General features: G+C 45.8%; 14 protein-coding genes. 7 read left to right on the forward strand and 7 right to left on the reverse strand.

Annotated elements, in window-relative coordinates:
- From Q338_RS13945 to Q338_RS12910, 6 genes are all read right to left on the reverse strand, one after another.
- The coding region (locus Q338_RS13945) for a TolC family protein (protein ID WP_169815871.1) at positions 1–2264 on the reverse strand (2264 nt) is incomplete at its 3' end.
- A gap of 405 nt (positions 2265–2669) precedes the next feature.
- A complete protein-coding gene (ttcA, locus tag Q338_RS12890; protein WP_034296516.1) occupies positions 2670–3620 on the reverse strand; it encodes a tRNA 2-thiocytidine(32) synthetase TtcA in 951 nt (316 codons plus the stop codon).
- Between the two features lie 93 nt (positions 3621–3713).
- A complete protein-coding gene (locus Q338_RS12895; protein WP_034296310.1) occupies positions 3714–4880 on the reverse strand; it encodes an NAD(P)H-dependent flavin oxidoreductase in 1167 nt (388 codons plus the stop codon).
- 255 nt (positions 4881–5135) lie between these two features.
- Positions 5136–6524 (reverse strand): TolC family protein, encoded by a 1389-nt coding sequence (locus Q338_RS12900; protein WP_084693606.1) that lies wholly within the window; start codon positions 6522–6524, stop codon positions 5136–5138.
- Between the two features lie 167 nt (positions 6525–6691).
- The gene (locus tag Q338_RS12905; protein ID WP_034296315.1) at positions 6692–8125 is read right to left on the reverse strand and encodes an HlyD family type I secretion periplasmic adaptor subunit; all 1434 of its coding nucleotides are present in this window, start codon (positions 8123–8125) and stop codon (positions 6692–6694) included.
- A 78-nt stretch (positions 8126–8203) separates the two neighbouring features.
- A complete protein-coding gene (locus Q338_RS12910) occupies positions 8204–10345 on the reverse strand; it encodes a type I secretion system permease/ATPase (protein WP_051968660.1) in 2142 nt (713 codons plus the stop codon).
- 620 nt (positions 10346–10965) lie between these two features.
- Between Q338_RS12910 and Q338_RS12915 the strand changes: the two genes are divergently transcribed.
- The gene (locus Q338_RS12915) at positions 10966–14445 is read left to right on the forward strand and encodes an Ig-like domain-containing protein (protein WP_034296319.1); all 3480 of its coding nucleotides are present in this window, start codon (positions 10966–10968) and stop codon (positions 14443–14445) included.
- A 140-nt stretch (positions 14446–14585) separates the two neighbouring features.
- Here Q338_RS12915 and Q338_RS12920 read toward each other — a convergent pair whose 3' ends face one another.
- A complete protein-coding gene (locus Q338_RS12920) occupies positions 14586–15371 on the reverse strand; it encodes an exodeoxyribonuclease III (RefSeq protein WP_034296322.1) in 786 nt (261 codons plus the stop codon).
- 148 nt (positions 15372–15519) lie between these two features.
- Here Q338_RS12920 and Q338_RS12925 point away from each other — a divergent pair, with 148 nt between their 5' ends.
- The 6 genes from Q338_RS12925 (at position 15520) to Q338_RS12950 (ending at position 20745) form a co-directional block, all read left to right on the forward strand.
- Entirely contained in the window at positions 15520–15813 is a 294-nt protein-coding gene (locus Q338_RS12925) for a nucleotidyltransferase family protein (RefSeq protein ID WP_034296325.1), read from the forward strand.
- A 52-nt stretch (positions 15814–15865) separates the two neighbouring features.
- Complete coding sequence (locus Q338_RS12930) at positions 15866–16435, forward strand: nucleotidyltransferase family protein (protein ID WP_034296327.1); 570 nt, start codon at positions 15866–15868, stop codon at positions 16433–16435.
- A gap of 406 nt (positions 16436–16841) precedes the next feature.
- Positions 16842–17489, forward strand: coding sequence for an orotate phosphoribosyltransferase (gene pyrE, locus Q338_RS12935; RefSeq protein ID WP_034296329.1), 648 nt, complete (start codon positions 16842–16844; stop codon positions 17487–17489).
- Between the two features lie 52 nt (positions 17490–17541).
- Positions 17542–18249, forward strand: a complete 708-nt coding sequence (locus Q338_RS12940; RefSeq protein WP_034296332.1) for a phosphoglycolate phosphatase — start codon at positions 17542–17544, stop codon at positions 18247–18249.
- Positions 18250–18548: 299 nt separating this feature from the next.
- On the forward strand, positions 18549–19883 hold the full coding sequence (gene glmM / locus Q338_RS12945; RefSeq protein WP_034296336.1) for a phosphoglucosamine mutase: 1335 nt from the start codon (positions 18549–18551) through the stop codon (positions 19881–19883).
- A gap of 157 nt (positions 19884–20040) precedes the next feature.
- Entirely contained in the window at positions 20041–20745 is a 705-nt protein-coding gene (locus tag Q338_RS12950; protein ID WP_034296337.1) for a DedA family protein, read from the forward strand.
- The last annotated feature ends 241 nt before the right edge of the window (positions 20746–20986 follow it).

The raw sequence follows: 20986 nt of genomic DNA on the forward strand, positions 1-20986 counted from the left end.
GAATTGTTCAGGCTGCCTGCAAACGGATTATCCGTAACTGATTGAATTTTATCGTTTACTTGTTTGCTGGTTTCGCGTACTTTTTCCGTAGCCGATGGCACAGACGGTTTCGCGGGTTTCACCACAGGTTTCGCCTGATTGGGTTGAGCAGATGACGGCTTTTTCGCTTTCTCTTTAGGTGGTGCAACCGTATCCGCCGATTTATCGCGGAAGGTAACAAATTTAATGGGGTCTACCGCCATCTCGTTTGGCGGCGCAACTTGTGTTTTGGGCGATTCAGTCGCCATCACATCATCAAAACTCAAAGTGTCCACCGATGGCGGCATAGGCACATATTCCTGATTCAGGCTGCCTGCAAGCGGATTGCTCGGGCGATTGTCCATCACATCATCATAAGTCAGCACCTTATCGGGCATGGCTTGCGCCGCCGACATCGTAGGACGTGTGTCCACAGTCGGCTCGGGCAATGCCGCGTTCAATTCCGCTTCGTAACGCGCTGATGTATCATCACTATTTGGCTGCACCACAGGCATGGCGATATTCAAAGGCGCACGCATATCTGATGTGCCATTTGCTGCCCATTTCGGTGTGGCAGCCTGCGTTTTGTGTTTATTTTTTTGCGATTTTTTCGCTGCCGCCACTTTGGATTTGGCGGCGGCTTTGCTGCTTGGCACATAGGGTTGATTGCTGTCCACCAAAGTTTGGCTGTCCACAATCACAGGATAATCCGCCGCCGTACCCGTGTTCACTTCAGGATTCACCGTTGGAGTGGTTTCATTGGCTGAACGCGTTTCGCCTTGATATTCAGGCATCATTTTGTCCAGTTTTTGCAGTTTTTCTTTGGTTTTGTCTTTCAAATAATTCAACTGGTCGCCCAAATGCGCCACTTCCGCGTCAATTGCATCAAAATCAATTTTATCAAAGCGTTCCTGCAAATTTTTCGGCAAAAATTCATCGGGCAAATGCTCGCGGAAACTGCGGCGAACTTTGCGCTCGGGCGAGCTGCGGTCTTCCACCAGCCCCGCAAACCGCGCCAACGCCGATTGCGAAGCCAAATATTCCAAAGCCGCATCACGGAAATCATTTTGCGAAGCCACCACTTCAGACTCAATATTCCACAAATCCGAATACGCGTCCAACACATCAATCAGCGTGCGCCGTGCGATTTTAAATTGCAATTCATAGGCTTTGATGACTTTTTTCTGTGCCGCAATTTGTTGTTGTGCAATATTAAAGCGATTCAAACTTTGGCGCATATCCACTTCGGAGCTGCGGCTGCGTTCTGCCACATCGCGCAAAATTTGGTCGGATTTGGCTTCTGCCGCCACCAAAGTTTGCGCACTTTTTTCCACTTGATAATTTGCCGTGGGGCTGAAAAAATCCCAGTTAAAATTCACATAAATTTCTTTATTATCACGCGAAGCAGACGCAATCAAATCAATAGATGGATAACGCGCTGATTTATTCACATCTAACTCTGCCAACACGCTTTCACGTTCCGCCTGTTGCGCTTGAAAGCTGGGTTGTTGCCCCAAATCCGTCGCCTGATAGCGTTTGACAATGGAAGACGCGTTTTCGCCCGCAAATGGGTCGGTCAAAGTAGCAGGATTCAAGCGGCTTTGCGTGTATTTCCCCAAGCGACTCAAAGACAATTCCATAGAACGCGTTTGGTCTGCCAAATATGCATGCACACGCAAACGCCGCGCCATCGCTTGGTCTAGCTCGGATTGGCGACCTTTGTCGTAGTGCGCGATGATTTGCAAATCTTTGATGATTTGGTCGTGGCGTTGCAAATTGCTTTGCGCGGCGACAATATTTTCTTTGGCGCGCAGAGCAGATAAATAAAGCTGGCTAATGGTTTGCCCGACTGTTTCTTGGGTTTCATAATATTTATGATGGAAATAGTCGTGTTTATGCTCGCTATAACGCACGCGCGCGTCCACGCCGCCGAAAGAATACAGGTTTAATCTTCCCTGCAAACCGGGGTTGAAACTGGAGCGATTGCTGCTTTCATAGCGATGTTTTTGTGCCAATACTTGCGCCGCCGTCAGCGAAAAAGTTGGCAAATGCCCCGATTTGGCAATTTTAATATCGGTCTGAGCAGCATCTTTATTGGCGCGCGCTTCCAGCAATTCGGGGTCATTGCTAAAGCTTTGGCGCAACACTTCTTGCAGCGTTGCCGCTTGAGCAGACTGGCTGAAAATCAGCGCACACGCCGCCGCGATACGGGTTACAGGTTTCAACATAATAATTAGGGCAAACAATTTGTTTTAAAAAAATGGCGATTATTTTAACGCAATATGATGATGTTTTGGAAATTTCAGGCAGCCTGAAAACGAATAAAAATATAAAAACACCTGTTTTGCATGAAAAACAGGTGTTTTTTTACATTTCAAACAGTTTTTCAGTACACGATAATGTTTAATCATGAATCATGTAGGGTGCGCCGTGCGCACCAAATGGTTTGAATCATTGAAATATTATAGTGGATTCAATTTAAATCAGGACAAGGCGACAGCGACCGCCGTGTACACATAGTACATAAGGGAGCTGGCAACGCTGTACTGGTTTAAATTGAATTCACTATAAATATTCAATATTGTGGTGTGCTTGGTGCGCATGGCACAGCCTACGATGATTGTTGCCGTGTACAAAAGGCAGCCTGAAAATCAGCCACCACAACTGATTTTCGGTTTGCTGGCTAAAATATTAATCACTTTGCGCTCGGGCGGATTTTCAGGCTGCCTGATTTCATCATCGTCCAATTCAGGCGTGTAGGACACCGTTTCGCCGTCAAACGCCAAATCGCCGCCGTGTTTCAAATCCTGACCACGCTGCAATCCTGCAAAATCAAACAATTCAATATCTGCCAAATGCGATGGCACCACATTTTGCAAAGCCGAAAACATGCTCTCAATCCGACCTGGAAAACGCTTGTCCCAATCATTCAACATGTCTTTAATCACTTGGCGTTGCAAATTCGGCTGTGAGCCACACAAATTACACGGAATAATCGGAAACTGTTTCAATTCCGCGTATTTAATCAAATCTTTTTCTTTCACATACGCCAAAGGGCGAATCACAATGTGTTCGCCATTATCGGAAACCAGCTTCGGCGGCATGGCTTTCAATTTACCGCCGTAAAACATATTCAAAAACAAAGTCCCCAAAATATCATCACGATGATGACCCAACGCAATTTTGGTGCAACCCAACTCTTTTGCCGTGCGATACAAAATACCACGCCGCAAACGGCTGCACAGCGAACAAGTCGTTTTGCCTTCCGCCAACACGCGTTTGACGGTGGAATAGGTGTCTTCTTCCACAATTTTGTACGGCACGCCAATGCTGTCTAAATATTCGGGCAACACGTGTTCGGGGAAATTCGGTTGTTTTTGGTCAAGATTGACCGCCACCAATTCAAATTCAATTGGCGCAGACGCTTGCAATTGACACAAAATATCCAGCAAAGCATAACTGTCTTTGCCGCCCGACAAGCAGACCATGATTTTGTCGCCGTTTTCAATCATATTGAAATCATTAATCGCATCGCCGACCGCGTGGCGCAAACGTTTATTTAATTTATTGTTTTCTAATTCAGTTTTGGATTTTTTAGACATGATAATGGGGGCAAAATAAAAATAATGTGAACGCGAATTATACAAGAAAAGGCAGCCTGAAAACCGATTTTCAGGCTGCCCATATTATTTATCTTACTTCGCCAACGCCAAATTACCCGTTAGCAAATATTCCACCGTTTCGCGCACCGATTTAATTGCCGTGCCAAAGGGAAGCGGGTCTTTACCACGGAAAAACAAACCCTTATCCACCTCACCACGAAACGCTTCCGCCAATTTCAAATCAATGCAAAACTGCCCCGCATTGGGCAAACCATCGCGCAAACCGCAAGTGGTCAAACAATTAATGCCTTGTGTGCAACGGCGCGGGTCGGCTTTCGCATTGGCTTGCAATTTGTCTTCGCGCTTGATGTAGCTGGACAAAAACCGTGTGGACACGCCACGCGCAGGCAAGCCCGCCACCGACATAAATTCCACCACTTGTTCGCGTTCCGCGCCAGCCAACGTGTTTTTGAAATTGATGTGTGCATCACCTTCTTTGGTAACGGCAAACGCTGTGCCAACTTGCACCGCATTTGCCCCCCATTCACGCAAAGCCGTTGAAACTTTTTGGAAATTCGCCATGCCGCCCGCCAAAATCAGGGAGATTTTTTCGCGTTCCAAATCCAATTGTTTAAATAATTCAAAGGTTTCTTCTAAAACGCGTTTGAAATCAAATTTTTCATCGTTCACGCCTGCTACGGTTGCCGCGCCCAAATGTCCTGCGGCGTGGGCGGGGTGTTCAATCACGATGGCATCGGGCAACACGCCTTTTTTCATCCAGCGTTTCAATACGATACCAATACCGCGCGATTCCGACAAAATCGGAAACAACGCCACATTTTTGCGGTGTTCGCCCACCAATTCAGGCAAATCCAAAGGCAAGCCTGCGCCCATCACAATCGCGTCCGCGCCCGATTCACAGGCTTGGCGCACGAGTGCGGCGTGGTCTTTCACGGCTTTCATCACGTTTACGGCAATCATGCCGCGCCCTTCGCTTTTTTCTTTGGCAGCCTGAATTTCGCGGTCAAGCGCGATTAAATTCAGGCGCGTGTATTTTTCTTCGGTGGGATTGATTTTGCTTTCAGCCAGCAAATCTTCGTGCAAATGGCGCAAATCCACGCTGGCAATCGTGCCAATGCCGTTTTCACGCGCCACCGCGCTGGACAAACTGGACGCAGAAATGCCCACGCCCATGCCGCCTTGCACCACAGGAATCAGCTCTTTGCCGCGAATAATTAAGGGGTTGAATGGATTATTCATTTTTTTCTCCATAAAGACTTTTGTGTGTGATTTAGGAATTATACTCTATGCTCTATTTTTTGTATCGCCTACTCTAAAAATAATTGTGTAAAAAATATTCAGGCAGCTTCACAGTACACAACAATTTGTAGGTCGGGCATGAATGCCCGACCTACGGAAACCACACAAAAAATGCCGTGTATCGTAAGGCAGCCTGAAAAACACAAAGGGGCAGATAAATTTATCTGCCCCACCTATATTTTCAGGCTGCCTGAATCACACACGTTTACGTTTATATTTTCTTTTCGGTTGCATATTTTGATAGTGTTTAACAGGAAATGCCGAAGTGGGCTGCACCACCTGACCACGCGTTGCCAACCACGCCGTTTCCATGTCCATGCCACTTTCCTTGATTAAAGTCAGAAAAGATTGCAAATAACGGTAACGCGCTTCCGCCAATTTCTGTTCTGAATCCGCCACTTCCTGCTGCGCTTTCATCACTTCCAGAGTGCTGCGTACGCCAAAATCTTTGCCTGTGCGCGTGGATTTTAATTTCAAACGGTTGCTGTTTAACAAACGCTCTTGCGCCAATACTTGATAACGCAGGGCATTGTTTTCCGTAAATGCTTGTTTCACCGCTAATTTCACTTTGCGTTCCACCGACAATAATTTGGATTCGGCTTCACCCGAACGCGCCGCCGCTTCACGTACTTTGCTGCGAATTTCGCCGCCCGTGTAAAGCGGCACGCTCACTTGCAACGAAGCCGACAAACCTTTGCCCGTGTACGCATAATCCTGCTGCGCTTGCGCTCCCTGATAGCGGCTGTGTTGATAGCCCACACTTACGCTCACTTTGGGCAAACGGTTGGCGCGTGCCATGTTCACGCCCTCGTCTGCCATTTCTGCATTTAATTTAACATTTTGATACTCATGATTATTTTTCAATGCCAAATCTTGCCATTGCGCCAAACTGCGTTGTTTGACTTTGGGTTGAACGCGCTCAATTAAATGATTCATGGGTACAGCTTCAATTTTTTCCACGTCCAAACCTGTGTAATTGCTTAATTGATTTTCGGCAATTTGTTTACGCGTAATCGCTTCAATTTCTTTGGCAACCGCATTGTCATAACCTGCTTGTGCTTCGTGAATGTCCACCGCCGTGGCTGCACCGCGCTCATACATTTCGCTGGCTTGTTTCATTTGCTGGCGATAGGCTTGGCGTTCCGCTTCTACGGCGCGAATGGTGTCTTTTGCCAGCAATACATTGAAATAACTTTCGCTGACTTTCAGCAAAGTATCGTCATGATTGTGGCGCAATTCGCTTTCGGCAGCCTGCGAGTTGAGTTTGCTTAAACGGTATTGCGCCCATTTACTGCCATCGTAAATCGTTTGATTTAATTGAATATTGGCATTGCGCGTGGTTCGGGTGGACGACAAAGACGGCGGCTGATAAGTATAGCTGCCACTCAAGGAAACTTGTGGCAACAGTGCGGCTTTGGCTTGTTTTTCGCGTTCAATTTCGGCATCACGGTTAAATGTTGCGGCGCGATAATCTGCCGAATTGGTTCGTGCCGCGCGCCACGCTTGCGACAAATCAAAAGCCTGCGCCACAGGTGCGCTGCTTAATAATGCGCAGGTTAAAATTAAGAAAGATTTGTTTTTCATGATGTTTTGGTATGGTTAAATTGAAAATGGGGTTCAGGCTGCCTTTGTAGTATACGTACAACAAAATTACCGAATGTTCAGTCATTTGAATGATTTGGTGCGTAGTACGCACCCTACATTTTTGTTTGATAAAAATGGTCATATACCCCAAGGCAGCCTGCAAAGCTTTACCGCTCTTTAAAGCTCTCATCTACGGTGGTTTGCAATGGGCTTAATAAATAGTCAATCACAGGACGTTTGCCTGTTTTGATTTCCGCGCTCACATTCATGCCCGCCGTCAAATTCACCTGTTTGCCCTCAATGCTCAAAGTGCTTTTGTCCAGCGACACAATCGCGGTGTACACCAAACCCAAATCTTCGTGGCTAATCGCGTCATGGCTGACGCTTTTGACTTTGCCCGTCAAATAACCGTAGCGCGTGTAGGGGAAACTTTCCACCTTAATCACTGCGTCTTGCCCTACTTCCACAAAACCAATGTCTTTATTTAAAACAAGGGCTTCCACTTCCATTTTTTCATCATTTGGCACCACCACCATCACTTTTTGGGCAGCCTGAACCACGCCGCCAATGGTGTAAGTCGCCAATTCTTGCACCGTGCCATCAACAGGCGATTTGAGTGTCATCAAGGCTTGGCGTTGACGTGCTTTATCGGTTTGACCTGCATATTGTTCCATTTGCTCGGTGGCTTGGCGCAGCGCGTCCAAAGTATCGCGTTTTAAATTTTGCGTATTGAGTGTACGATTTTGTTGCGCCTGTGTGATGGCAGCCTGAATTTGTTGAATTTGGCTGCGCGTGCTGTCCAAATCATTTTGATTGGCAACCGATTTGCTGTGTTGTTCCAAATATGCGTGTTCCGAAATAAATTGGTCTTGGCGCAATTTGGCGTAGTCGGCGGTTTTGCGTCGTTCAATCACGCCCAGCGAAATCAGTTTTTGTTCTTGCGCTTGGGCGGCTTTCAATTCTGCCTGATGACCGCGTAACACGGATTGCAATTGCGCGTCTTGCGCTGCCCATGCTTGGTATTGGTTTTGGGCTAACACTTGCGCTTCTTGAAACGCCGTGTCGCCAATGCCCAATTGTTTCGCTGCTTCCCTATTCAAATAGGGAACTTGTTGATTATCCAATGCTTTTAATACCGCTTCATAGCGCAATTTGGATAACTGGGCAGCCTGCAAAGCCTGTTGCGATTGCGTGAAATCGCTGTCCGAGCCAACGGCTTCCAGTTCCACCAACACTTCATCGGCTTTCACTTGCTGACCATCGCGCACATGCACGGCTTTCACCACCGCCGTTTCCAAAGGCTGAATGGTTTTGCTGCGGCTGCCTGTGGACGTTTTGCCCTGCGCGGTGGCGACAATGTCAATTTTGCCTACCAACGACCAAATTAACGCCAATAGACTAAACAACATAATCAGCCGTGCCGTCCATTTGGGTGCGGCGGAAATGGGGGTATCGGTCAATTCCAAATGGGCAGGAAGAAAAGCAAGTTCTTCACCCTTGCGTTTGGGTGGGTCTAGCTGGTCGCGGATAGACCAAACGCTGCGCCATGCACTCGCATAGCGTGAAACAAAATCTTTAAATGCTTGAAAACGTAGGCTCATGATGATTTCTGTGGGTAAATTTAAAAATAAATAAAGTGGGAGGATTTTTCAGGCTGCCTGAAAGCCCATTCCAACCGCTTAACTGTTTTGCAAATCATACAAATAACGATAATAGCCATCGGGTTTTTGCAATAAACCGTCATGCGTGCCTTGCTCCACAATTTTGCCCTTGTCCATCGCAATAATGCGGTGGGCGTGGCGCACGGTGGACAAGCGGTGCGCGATAATCAACACCGTGCGCCCTGCACAAATCGCCTGCATATTTTGCATAATCGCACGTTCACTTTCGTAGTCCAACGCACTGGTGGCTTCATCAAAAATCAAAATGCGCGGATTGGTAATCAAAGCGCGAGCAATGGCAATGCGTTGGCGTTGTCCGCCTGACAAACCTGCGCCTTGTTCGCCCACAATCGTGTCGTAACCTTCCGACAATTCCATAATAAAATCATGCGCTCCCGCCAATTTGGCAGCCTGAATAATCATTTCCAAAGGCAAACCCGTGTCTGTCAGCGCAATATTGTCGCGTACACTGCGGTTGAGCAATACATTCTCTTGCAACACCACGCCCACTTGTCGGCGCAACCACGCTGGGTCAGCCAAAGCCAAATCATTGCCGTCCACCAAAACCCGACCATTTTCAGGTACATACAATCTTTGTACCAATTTGGTTAAAGTGGATTTCCCCGAACCTGAACGCCCCACAATACCCAACACTTCACCAGCCCGAATCTGCAAATTCAAATCCTGCAAAATCAAACGCCCATCGGCTTTATATCTGAAATCAACGTGTTCAAACATGATATTGCCCTGAATATCAGGCAAAGCCAATTTGGAAGACGGATTTTCAGTCGGTGCATTCAAAATATCGCCCAAACGCGCCACCGAAATGCCCACTTGTTGAAAATCCTGCCACAATTGCGCTAAACGAATCACAGGTGCCGCCACTTGTCCTGCCAACATATTAAAAGCAATCAATTGACCCACCGTCAATTTGCCTTCAATCACCAAACGCGCCCCTATCCACAAAGTTGCCACCGTAACCAGTTTTTGCACCAACTGCACGCCCTGTTGCCCAATCACCGCCAAGCGAGTTACTTTGAAACTCGCGTTCACATACGCCGCCAATTGGTTATCCCATTTGCGTGTCATTTGCGGCTCAACCGCCATCGCTTTGACCGTACCAACCGCCGTCATGCTTTCCACCAAAAACGATTGATTATCGGCATTGCGTGCAAATTTCTCATTCAAACGATTACGCAAAATCGGGCTGATAAACGCTGACCAAAACGCATACGCAGGCAAGGAAGCCAGCACCACCAAAGTCAAAGTCGGGCTGTAATACCACATCACAATCAAAAAGATAAATGAAAACGCCAAATCCAACACCGAAGTCAAAGCCTGACCCGTTAAAAAATTGCGGATTTGTTCCAATTCCCGAACGCGAGCCACTGTGTCGCCCACCCGTCTGCTTTCAAAATACGCCAAGGGCAAAGCCAATAAATGACGGAATAATCGTGCACCCAATTCCACGTCAATGCGCGAAGTGGTGTGGGCAAAAATATACGTTCGCAAACCGCCTAGCACAATCTCAAACAAACTCACCACCAACAACGCAATCGCCACCACATCTAAAGTGGAAAAACCGCGATGTACCAATACTTTATCCATCACTACTTGGAAAAACAAAGGCGTAATCAGCGCGAAAATTTGCAGCACCACCGAAACAATCAAGACTTCAATCAAAATCCGTCTGTATTTAATCACAGCAGGGATAAACCATGTGAAATCAAATTTTGCCAATGCTTTGGTAGCCGAAGCACGTGAGGCAACTTGTATGACTTCACCAGAATAAACCGCCGTAAATTGCGCTTTATCCATAATAACAGGGCGATTATTGACCAAATCTTGAATCAAATATTTGTCTTCATCTATTTTGCCTAAAATAAAATGATTGCCATCATTACGCCACACCAGCACAGGGAGATTGAGCATGTGAAGGCGGTCTAATGAGTGTTTACTGATTTTGGCTTTGAGTTCCAATTTTCTGGCAGCGAGTAACCATTCTGTTTGGTCTAAATCATTTTTCAGGCTGCCTGAAAAATGGTGCATGATGTCAGCAGGATTAGTGGCAATACCATGATAGTGCGCCAAAATAATCAAGGCAGCCAAAGCAGGTTGAGGGGGTTGTCCTGTGTGTGTTTCTGAATGGGTTTGGTTCATAAAATGATTTTCAATGTGTTAATTTGACGGTGAAATTGTAAAGCCTTATTTTGCAATCTGTAAATCATTCTCAACATACTGGTGTGTAATTATTTTTTACTTTATGTAAATTTAGATAAGGGGTGTAAATGATTAACATAATAATTTTAATAAAAAAAAAGTGTAAATTAAGCTTTAAATAATCAAATCCAATATCAATTGAAAAAGTGTCGTTTTTTGAATTTTTATTGCACAAATTTCTCTTTTAAAGATATTTTGTTACACAGTGTTAATTTATTACAAGATTATTTACTTATTTTGTAATATTAAGTAATGACAATTTTCGTCAGCCCCCATCAATTCAAGGATTCGCTATTTTGTCAATTTTTTGTGGCTTGTCTTTCTAGAAATCTTTGTTTTATTATGAAAATATGTTTTGCGAACTCGTTTGTACTGAATTTTGCGTACGGAAACAGAAGTATAACGATGACAGCAAAACATATGCGACACGTGTATCACCAGAGTGTTTGAAAAATTCAGGCAGCCTGAAAAATACATGATGTTTTCATTAATCTGATTTTGTTTTGTCCAAAACAAGTAGGACATTGCAAAATTTCATCCATGTAAGGAAATTTATCATTATGAGTACCTATACTACTCGCAGTACAAGCAATACGCGCACAACCAGCACGCGCAGTATTAACAACTTTACTACTACCAATAACAATGGCTTATACCCCAGTATTCAGTTAGACCCCATCACGTCTGACAATTTGATTTCAGGTGCAGAAGCCAATAGCACGGTTGCCATTACTGGACGCGTGGGCAATACCGCTCAAGTGGGCGATGAAATTCGCATCAATGTAAATGGTACAGACTATCAAGGTGTAGTTAATGCTGATTACACTTTTGAAGTGTATGTACATGGACGTGATTTGGCTGTTGATGCCGACCGCACCATTCAAGCAACCATTTTCACTAAAATTGGTTACACCACCTATCGTGTTACCACACAACAAAGCTATGGTGTCAATACCACCACTAATCACATTGAACAACCCACTATTGTGTTGGACAATTTGACTGGCGATGGCTTTATCTCTAGCCAAGAAGCTGGTGGTGTGCTGACCTTAACAGGTCGCGTGGGTGGTAGCGCAAAAGCAGGTGATAAAGTATTTATTGCCATCAATGGTGTGCATTTCCAAGGTAATGTCAATGCAGATAAAACTTTCGCAGTAAATGTTTATGGCAATTATTTGACAGCCGACACCGACCGTACTGTTGAAGCAATTGTGGAAACCTATGATTCCGTAGGCAATAAATTGACAGGCACCAGCAGCGCAAGCTACACCACTTATTTGGACAGCAATGCACCTGCGCCACAACCTCAACCTACTTTGCAACCTTCTATTACTTTAGATGGCAAAGTATCTGATGATGATTTTATTTCTGCAGACGAAGCTGCAACAGGTCGTGTGGTAGCCATTCGTGGTCGTGTAAACAATGCTAAAGCGGGCGATATTGTTGATGTTGCGGTAAACAATAAAATTTTCCGTGGCACCGTTGCAGCAGATTTGAGTTTTACTGTAGGCGTATATGGTAGCGATTTGGCAGCCGATAGCGATCGTACCATTGAAGCAACCGTTACCACTTACGATCGTACAGGTAATGCACTCAAAGCATCTACTACTGACACTTACACAGTGTACAGTGACACACCACCTGCTCCACAACCGCAGCCTGCGTTAGAGCCCACCATCACATTAGATGCCAACATCACTGCAGATGATACCATCAATGCTACCGAAGCAAGAGGTACAATTGCCATCACAGGTCGTGTAGGAGGCGGTGCGAAAGCGGGCGATGTGGTGATTGTGAATGTAAATGGTAAGAGCTTCTCTGGCGAAGTGAAAAGCGATTTGCGTTTCAGCGTAGATGTAGCGGGCAGCGATTTGGCAGCAGATCCTACGCGTACTGTTGTGGGTGCGGTGTACACCATGCAGCCTAATGGGCAATATTTGTCAGCGCACGATACGGAAACGTATAAAGTGGACTTGTCGCAGCCAACCCCACCTGCACAACCCACTCCACCAACGCAGCCTGAAAACCCCATCACGCCTAGCAACCCCGTGAACCCAACCCAACCCACTAATCCCAACACATCTAAAGATGCCACCATCAATATTACCAATGTGGCAGGCGATGGCATTGTGAACTTGGTGGAAAGTCAAGGTACAGTTACCGTTTCAGGTAGCGTAGGCGGTACAGCTAAACAGGGCGATATTGTGAATTTAACAATCAATAATCGCCGTTATCAAGCCACCGTGAACAACCAAAAAGGCTTCAGCATTAATGTAGCAGGTAGCGAATTGGCAGCCGATTCAGACCATGCCATTCAAGCCGAATTGAATACACGCGATGCTTCTGGTAAAAACATTACTGTGTCTAATTTGTACAACTACAGCTCGGTAAAACAAGTAAGCGGTGTAAGCGTAGGCGATGTAGGGCAGAGTGAAGTTGCATACTTTATCCGTTCTATTGCAACAGATAGTCGTCAAGGTTATTTGGGTTCACCTAATACACGCTACCGCGACCGTCATGGCAATATTAAAAATGGTTTATGGGAAGGTGTGGGTAATGGTATTGAAGTAACCTATAGTTTCGCTACTCAAGCACACGGTGGTGAACGTGGTTTCCGTCAATATACCGACAACCAAAAAGCAGCCGTACGCGATGCCTTGTCTGAATACGAAACTTATGCAAACATCAAATTCCGTGAAGTTCCTGATGGTCAAGCAAATTTCCGTTTTTATTTGGATAATTTGAAATCAGGTATCAGCAATGTATCCACAGGCACCCCTACCACACCAACTGCACAAAATATGTGTTCATGCTGTGGTGGCTTACATCGTACAGGTGTGAAAACAACGGGCAGCCTGCAAGCCAACACCTTTGCACGTCAAGCCAATAATAGTAGCGATCCACAATATTTAAGTGTAACCACAGGTTATGCTTACTATGGTGGCGATGTGCATATGAATGGTGATATGTTCTCTGGCGACAAAGCCATGAGTAAAGATACTAAGAGCGTAACTTATCAAGGTTATACATTTGATAGTGGCTATGGTACATTGGTACACGAAATCGGACATAGCTTGGGCTTGAAACATACTGGTAACTACAATGGCAGCAACGGCACAGCCGCAGGTCCTTACCTGCCAATTGGTGAAGAAGATACCGCTCACTCCATCATGTCTTACAACAGCAGCAATTTTATGACAGGCAAAGGTTTGCAAATCTTTGACTTGGCAGCTATTCACTATCGCTATGGTGTAAATAGCAACCAAAATGCAGGTAACAATACTTACACCTTTAAGCGCTACAACCCCGATGTTGTGGGCAATGATGTGTATATTTGGGACGGTGCTGGCGTGGATACATTTGATGCCTCTGCAGAACGTCAAGGCGTAACCGTTGATTTGACACCAGGTTCTTGGAACTATAGTGGTCGCAAGTCCAACAATTTCTTAACCGAAGCAGATGGTCGCAAAACCGTTGGACAATCCTTCATCGGCTACGGCACACAAATTGAAAACCTGATTGGTTCAGAATTTAGCGACACGCTCACAGGTAACAAAGCCGACAACAATATCTACGGTGGTGCTGGTAATGACCGCATCAACGGTGGTGCTGGCAATGATACTTTAGACGGCGGTGCTGGTGATGACACTTATGTATTCAAAGGACAATTTGGTCAAGACACCGTATTAAACTCTGGCGGTGGCAACGACACCATCTTGTTTGAAGGCGTATCGTACAACAGCGTGATGAACCGTAACGGCGGCGTGAGTAAACAAGGCAATGACTTGGTGTTGAGTGTATCTGGCACGAATAACAGCGTTACCGTGAAAGACTACTTCAGCAACACCAACGGCACGCAAACGGTGGCATTCTCATCAGGCGAACGCGTAACCGCCGCGCAAATCAACAACTTCATCAGCGCAGCCAATAATATGATGAACGCAATGGCATCGTTTGGTACAGCTTCTGCTACAGCAGCTAACTTGACCGACAATGCACAAAATCAACCACTCTTGGCAGCTTCTGCTCTGGGTTCGTGATACGCGTTTTGATTAATTTGCGGTAAAAAATAGGCAGCCTGAAAATGGGGAAACTCATTTTCAGGCTGCCTTTATGATTTTTGCAAAGTTTTCATTAACACAAAAGGTTAATCTGTTTCTTATCCCGAGTTCGCGTTATTTTACTTCACCAAATCAAAATCATAGTCCACCACCAAAGGCGCGTGGTCGGAAAATTTTTCATCTTTGTAAACGTGGGCGGCGGTGGCTTTTTGCGCCAAGTTGGGCGTAACCATCTGATAATCAATGCGCCAACCCACATCTTTCGCATAAGCCTGACCGCGATTGCTCCACCAAGTGTAGCCTGCCTGATTGGGGTAGAGCGTGCGCCAAATGTCCACCCAGCCCAGTTTGGCAATCACATTGCCTATCCATTCGCGCTCTTCGGGCAGGAAACCTGAATTTTTCAAATTGCCTTTCCAGTTTTTCAAGTCAATGTTTTGGTGGGCAATGTTCCAATCGCCACACACCACGGTATTGCGCCCTTCGGCGTGCAAAGCCGCCAACATGGGGTAAAACACGTCCAAAAAACGGAATTTGGCTTGCTGGCGTTCTTCCGCGCTGCTGCCTGATGGCAAATACAGGGAAATCACGGTCAAATTCACATCATCAAAATCCGCCCGCACAAAACGCCCTTCGCGGTCAAATTCTGCTACGCCCATGCCGATTTGGACGCGGTCGGGCGTGCGTTTGCTGTAAATTGCCACGCCACTGTAACCGCGCTTTTCAGCACAATGCCACACGCCGTGCATGCCGTGTGGATTTTGCATTTCTGCTGATAAATCAGACTCTTGTGCTTTCAATTCTTGCACGCAAACAATATCCGCGCCGCTTTGCAAAATATAATCGTGGAAATTTTTTTTGTAGGCGGAACGAATGCCGTTCACGTTTGCCGAGATAATCCGCATAAAATCAACCTTGTTTGTTTAAATTTGTTAAAATGGGTATTGTAAAGGGTTTCAGGCTGCCTGAATATTTGGGGGCGATAGATTTTTTTGATGTTCAGGCTATCTGGAAACCACTTGTCAAATTTCAGGCTGTCTGAAAGGAAAAATCATGAAACCATCTGAATTATTGCGACACCACCGCAGCCAAATTCGCACCATTAGCCAACAATTCGCCATTCAAAATATGCGCGTATTTGGTTCAGTTGTCAAAGGTTTGGATAATGAAAACAGCGATTTGGATATTTTGGTGGACACCATTGACGGCAAAACCACTTTGCTGGATTTATTTGGTTTACAAATGGCATTGGAAGAATTACTTGGCATTAAAGTAGATGTACTGACTCCACGCAGCTTGCCCGAAAAATTTCGTGAACAAATTCAACGTGAAGCTTTGCCTGTTTAAACAATGAAAGAATGATGATGAAAATTTTTTCAGGCAGCCTGAAAGTAAAAACATGGAAACACACATTCAAAAAACCGAGCGTTTAATTCGAGAAATCAATCAGATACATTTTCAATACTCACAAGATTATTTTGAAACAGGTAAAGTGGCGAAAATCAATTTGAGCCACACTTTGCCCAAAGTGCCGATTGAACACATTTTGTTATACCGCCTGAATTTGCACGAAGCCATTAACGATTATTTGGCGTTTGCTGACACGCGCAATATTGACTTTTTCTATCGTGTGAAAACCGCCGAAAGCATACACGATAAAATCCACCGCTATTTGCAGCGCGAAAACCATTATCCTGTGAACAATATTTTGAACGACATTTTCGGGGCGCGTGTGATTTTACCGTCTGAAAGCGTGGCGGAAATCATGGCGCATTTGGACAACTGGAAAAACGAATACAGCTTAAAAAATTGGTATTTGCGCGATGTGGGCGGCTATATTGGCGTACACGTTTATTTCAAAAACAGCAGCAATTTCTACTATCCATGGGAATTGCAAATTTGGGACGAGCGCGATGCCAAAGCCAATATTGTCAATCATCAAAAATACAAACGCGATTTTGTGAAATGATTTTTTCAGGCAGCCTTTCAGTACACGACAAAAATCTTTCAGGCTGCCTGTAACCTATCCCCTCTCCCGCTTGCGGGGGAGGGTTAGGGTGGGGGTTCGTTGATTTTCAAGACAATTAATTTGTTCCACAAATTTTCCCCCACCCTAGCCCCAGACCTGCCAAGTTCTCATCGTGTCGTAGGGGCGGATTTTATATCCGCCCTGTGGGAAGTACCACAATTCAAATATCGTAGAAAGGGCAGATATGAAATCTGCCCCTACAAAGTACAGAACTTGGCAAGTCTGCACCCTAGCCCTCCCCCGTTGGAGACGGGGGAGGGGACAGGTTTGTGGTTATTTCAAAAAATTGTCGTGTACTGAAAGGCAGCCTGAAACCCGATTCCCCCAAAAAAACAAGGAAAACAACATGAGCAACTTCCGTCAAGATTTCCTGAATTTCGCCTTGCAACAAAATGTGCTGAAATTCGGCGAATTTACCACCAAAGCAGGTCGCCAATCGCCCTATTTTTTCAATGCGGGTTTGTTTAACGATGGCGCGTCCACGCTTAAATTGGCGCGTTTCTACGCCCAAGCGATTTTGGAAAGCAAAGTGCAATTTGATATGCTCTTTGGCCCTGCCTACAAAGGCATCATTTTAGCCGCCGCCACTGCCATGATGTTGGCAGAACAAGGCGTGAACGTGCCGTTTGCCTACAACCGCAAAGAAGCCAAAGACCATGGCGAGGGCGGTGTGTTGGTCGGTGCGCCCTTGCAAGGTCGCGTGTTGATTATTGATGATGTGATTTCGGCTGGCACTTCGGTGCGCGAAAGCGTGAAATTGATTGAGCAAGCAGGCGCGACACCAGCCGCCGTAGCCATTGCGCTTGACCGCATGGAAAAAGGCACAGGCGAACTTTCTGCCGTGCAAGAAGTGCAACAACAATACGGTTTACCCGTGGTGGCGATTGCCAATTTGTTGGATTTGTTCACTTTATTGGAACAAAATGACAGCGCGGAATTAGCACAATTTGTTGAGCCTATGAAAGCGTATCGCGCCAAATATGGTGTCGCCTAATTTTCAGGCAGCCTGAAAACCCATTGTTCAATTTTGAAAACAAGGACACAAAATGAATTTACAATCTATTCAAGCCATTGCATTTGATTTAGACGGTACTTTGGTGGATTCTGTGCCTGATTTAGCCGCTTCCGCCAACGCCATGCGCGTGGAACTGGGTTTGCCCGAATTGCCACGCGACATCGTGCAAAGTTATGTGGGCGATGGCATTGCCGTGCTGGTTCACCGCAGCCTGACCGCCGACCATCACGGCACAGCAGACGATGATTTATTGGAACGTGGTTTCCCCATTTTCATGCGCCATTACGCCCACAATATCGCCAACGCCACACGCCCTTATCCCGAAACAGAAACGGGTTTGGAATTGCTGAAAACCTTGGGTTTGCCTTTGGCGGTGGTAACGAATAAAAGCGAAATGTTGGCAGTGAAATTATTGAAAGAATTGAATTTAATGGATTATTTCAGCATTGTGGTCGGTGGCGACACGTTGCCTGAACGCAAACCTGCCCCCGAGCCTTTGCGTCATGCCGCCGAAGTCATGGGGGTGCCGCCTGAAAATATGTTGATGGTGGGAGATTCGCACAATGATTTTCTCGCCGCCAAAGCCGCAGGCTGCCCGAGCGTGGGCGTGTTGTTTGGTTATGGCGACATGACCGAATTGTCCCGCAATGAAGCCACCAAACCCGATTGGCTGATTAACAAGCTGCCTGAAATTTATGAACAATTGCGTGGCACAGAACAGCAAGTTTCATTTGAATAATATTCAGGTTGCCTGACAATGTAGTATGCGTACCACGCACCTAAATGCCACATTATTTAAATGATTTGGTGTGTAACACGCCTTGTATGAATTGTGTCATGTACCCAGGGCAGCCTAAACATAAAGCCAGCATAAATATTGCCCAATTGTGGCACACATCAAACAGGCAGCCTGAAATTGTTTCAGGCTGCCTGTGGTGTATTTATTTTCCATCAAATTCCCCTGAAAATTAACACATACACAGCGCATTTTCCTTTACAATACGCGCATTCAATGAATTTAATGAAAGACGATTCATCATGGCTAGAAAATATTTTGGTACGGACGGTATTCGTGGCGAAGTAGGGCAATTTCCCATTACGCCTGATTTTGTATTGAAACTGGGTTGCGCCTTTGGTCGTGCGCTGATTAAGCATGAACACGGTAAGCAACCCACCGTCATTATTGGTAAAGACACACGCATTTCGGGTTATATGCTGGAAACGGCTTTGGTGGCGGGTTTTACGGCGGCGGGTGTGCATGTTTTGCAAACTGGACCTTTGCCTACCCCTGGCATTGCGTATTTGACACGCGCTTTGCGTTTGTCGGGCGGCGTGATGATTTCCGCTTCGCACAATGAGTTTTCCGATAATGGCATTAAATTTTTCGCCGAAGGTGGCGTGAAATTAAGCGATGAACTGGAAATAGCAATTGAAGCCGAATTAGACAAAGAAATGGTTACCAATCCATCATTGCAATTAGGACGCGCCCGCCGCATTAGTGGCGCAGACGACCGTTATATTGAATTTTGTAAATCCACTTTCCCCAGCAATTTGGATTTACGTGGCTTGAAATTGGTGGTGGACACCGCAAATGGTGCAGGCTACCACACCGCCCCGAAAGTGTTTCACGAATTGGGCGCGGAAGTGATTGAAATTGGTAATACACCAAATGGCTTTAATATCAATGACAAAGTGGGTGCAACCCACCCGAAAACCCTTCAGGCTGCTGTGTTACAAAACGAAGCAGATTACGGCATTGCTTTGGACGGTGATGGCGACCGCTTGATTATGGTGGACAGACATGGCGCGGTATTTGATGGCGACAAATTGATTTACATCATTGCCAAAGCCTTGTCGCAACAAGGTATTCAATTTGGCGGCGTGGTTGGCACGGTGATGAGCAATTTGGCAATGGAAAAAGCCTTGGCAGAACGTGGCATTGCCTTTGGTCGTGCGAAAGTGGGCGACCGTTATGTGTTGGAAATGTTGAAACAACGCGGCTGGTTGCTGGGCGGCGAATCGTCTGGACACATTTTGTGCATGGACAAACACAATACAGGCGATGGCACGATTTCCGCGCTGCAAGTTTTGGCGGCATTGAAAACTTTGGGTCAAGATTTGAGCGTGGCGGTGGACTGGCAGCCTTATCCGCAAACCATGATTAATGTGCGCCTGAAAAAAGGTTTTGACTGGCAAGCGGCTTCCAAACAAGCATTGGCGGCGGTGGAGAAAGAGTTGGGCGACCGTGGACGTGTGGTATTGCGTCCGTCTGGCACCGAACCTGTGGTGCGCGTGATGGTGGAAGCAGAGCAAGCCATGTTGGCAGAAAAAAGTGCGCGTTTGATTGCGGATTCCATTGAAGCAAAAGCGTAATCTTTTCAGGCTGCCTGAAAACGGATGATTCATCATGTAAAAATCCACTTTTCAGGCAGCCTGAAACCTTGAAAACAAAACCAGTTGCCCCATTTGCACACAATGGCTAACTGGTTTTGCCTTTATTTTGATGAATTATTTTTAGTTAGAACACTTTATGCTGACCTTACTTGAAACTTTTTTCCAACAATTTGGTTATGCCGCCGTGTTTTTTGTGTTGGTGATTTGCGGCTTTGGCGTGCCGATTCCTGAAGACATCACGCTGGTGGCGGGCGGGATTATTTCAGGGCTGGGCTATGCCAACGTACACATCATGTTTGCGGTGGGCATGGCGGGCGTGTTGGTGGGTGATGGGATTATGTTTTTATTGGGCAAAACGTATGGGACGGAGATTTTGCGCTTTCGCCCTGTGGCAAAATTAATGCCGCCCAAACGCTATGCACAAGTGCAGCAACAGTTTGATAAATATGGCAATCGGGTTTTGTTTGTGGCGCGATTTTTACCAGGCTTACGCAGTCCGATTTTTTTGACGGCGGGCATGAGTGGCAAAGTCTCGTTTTGGCAATGGTTGGTAATGGACGGTGTGGCGGCGTTGATTTCTGTGCCACTTTGGGTGTATTTGGGCGATTTGGGCGCGAAAAACCGCGAATGGTTGATGGCAATGGTAAAGCAATTTCAACATGGATTTATGGTGTTGATTGTATTGATTTTGGCATGGGTGGCATGGTTTTGGTGGCGCAAACGCCAAAATTTGTTGGCGCGTAAAAACGCACTTTTGGCAAAACGCCGTGAACGCCGCGAAGCCAGACGTTTGAAAAAACAAGAACAATTGGAAAAAAACAATATTCAGCAAAATATGTGATTTTGCAGGCAGCCTGAAACGCATACAAAGTTTCAGGCTGCCTTCATTTTTGTGGTGCAGATTAATTTGAAGTATATTCTCTATTTATTGTCGTAATCACGCAAAAATCATGGATTGGCTTGCTCAATTATCGCCTGATTGTGCGCAAAATATGGTAAACTGTACAATGGGTTTAACTGGATTTAACATAATCTAAACAATCAGCTTATCCCAAATTTTGATTTGATTATTTTAATTTAAT

Source organism: Alysiella crassa DSM 2578 (genome assembly GCF_000745955.1).
Lineage (GTDB): Bacteria > Pseudomonadota > Gammaproteobacteria > Burkholderiales > Neisseriaceae > Simonsiella > Simonsiella crassa.

Bases quoted from the DNA above. Each gene is read 5' to 3' on its own strand.
- Q338_RS12950 (WP_034296337.1), top strand. From the start codon at position 20,041: ATGCTGACCTTACTTGAAACTTTTTTCCAACAATTTGGTTATGCCGCC.
- Q338_RS12940 (WP_034296332.1), top strand. From the start codon at position 17,542: ATGAATTTACAATCTATTCAAGCCATTGCATTTGATTTAGACGGTACT.
- glmM (WP_034296336.1), top strand. From the start codon at position 18,549: ATGGCTAGAAAATATTTTGGTACGGACGGTATTCGTGGCGAAGTAGGG.
- Q338_RS12920 (WP_034296322.1), bottom strand. From the start codon at position 15,371: ATGCGGATTATCTCGGCAAACGTGAACGGCATTCGTTCCGCCTACAAA.
- Q338_RS12900 (WP_084693606.1), bottom strand. From the start codon at position 6,524: ATGAAAAACAAATCTTTCTTAATTTTAACCTGCGCATTATTAAGCAGC.
- pyrE (WP_034296329.1), top strand. From the start codon at position 16,842: ATGAGCAACTTCCGTCAAGATTTCCTGAATTTCGCCTTGCAACAAAAT.
- Q338_RS12930 (WP_034296327.1), top strand. From the start codon at position 15,866: ATGGAAACACACATTCAAAAAACCGAGCGTTTAATTCGAGAAATCAAT.
- Q338_RS12925 (WP_034296325.1), top strand. From the start codon at position 15,520: ATGAAACCATCTGAATTATTGCGACACCACCGCAGCCAAATTCGCACC.
- Q338_RS12895 (WP_034296310.1), bottom strand. From the start codon at position 4,880: ATGAATAATCCATTCAACCCCTTAATTATTCGCGGCAAAGAGCTGATT.
- Q338_RS12905 (WP_034296315.1), bottom strand. From the start codon at position 8,125: ATGAGCCTACGTTTTCAAGCATTTAAAGATTTTGTTTCACGCTATGCG.
- Q338_RS12915 (WP_034296319.1), top strand. From the start codon at position 10,966: ATGAGTACCTATACTACTCGCAGTACAAGCAATACGCGCACAACCAGC.
- Q338_RS12910 (WP_051968660.1), bottom strand. From the start codon at position 10,345: ATGAACCAAACCCATTCAGAAACACACACAGGACAACCCCCTCAACCT.
- ttcA (WP_034296516.1), bottom strand. From the start codon at position 3,620: ATGTCTAAAAAATCCAAAACTGAATTAGAAAACAATAAATTAAATAAA.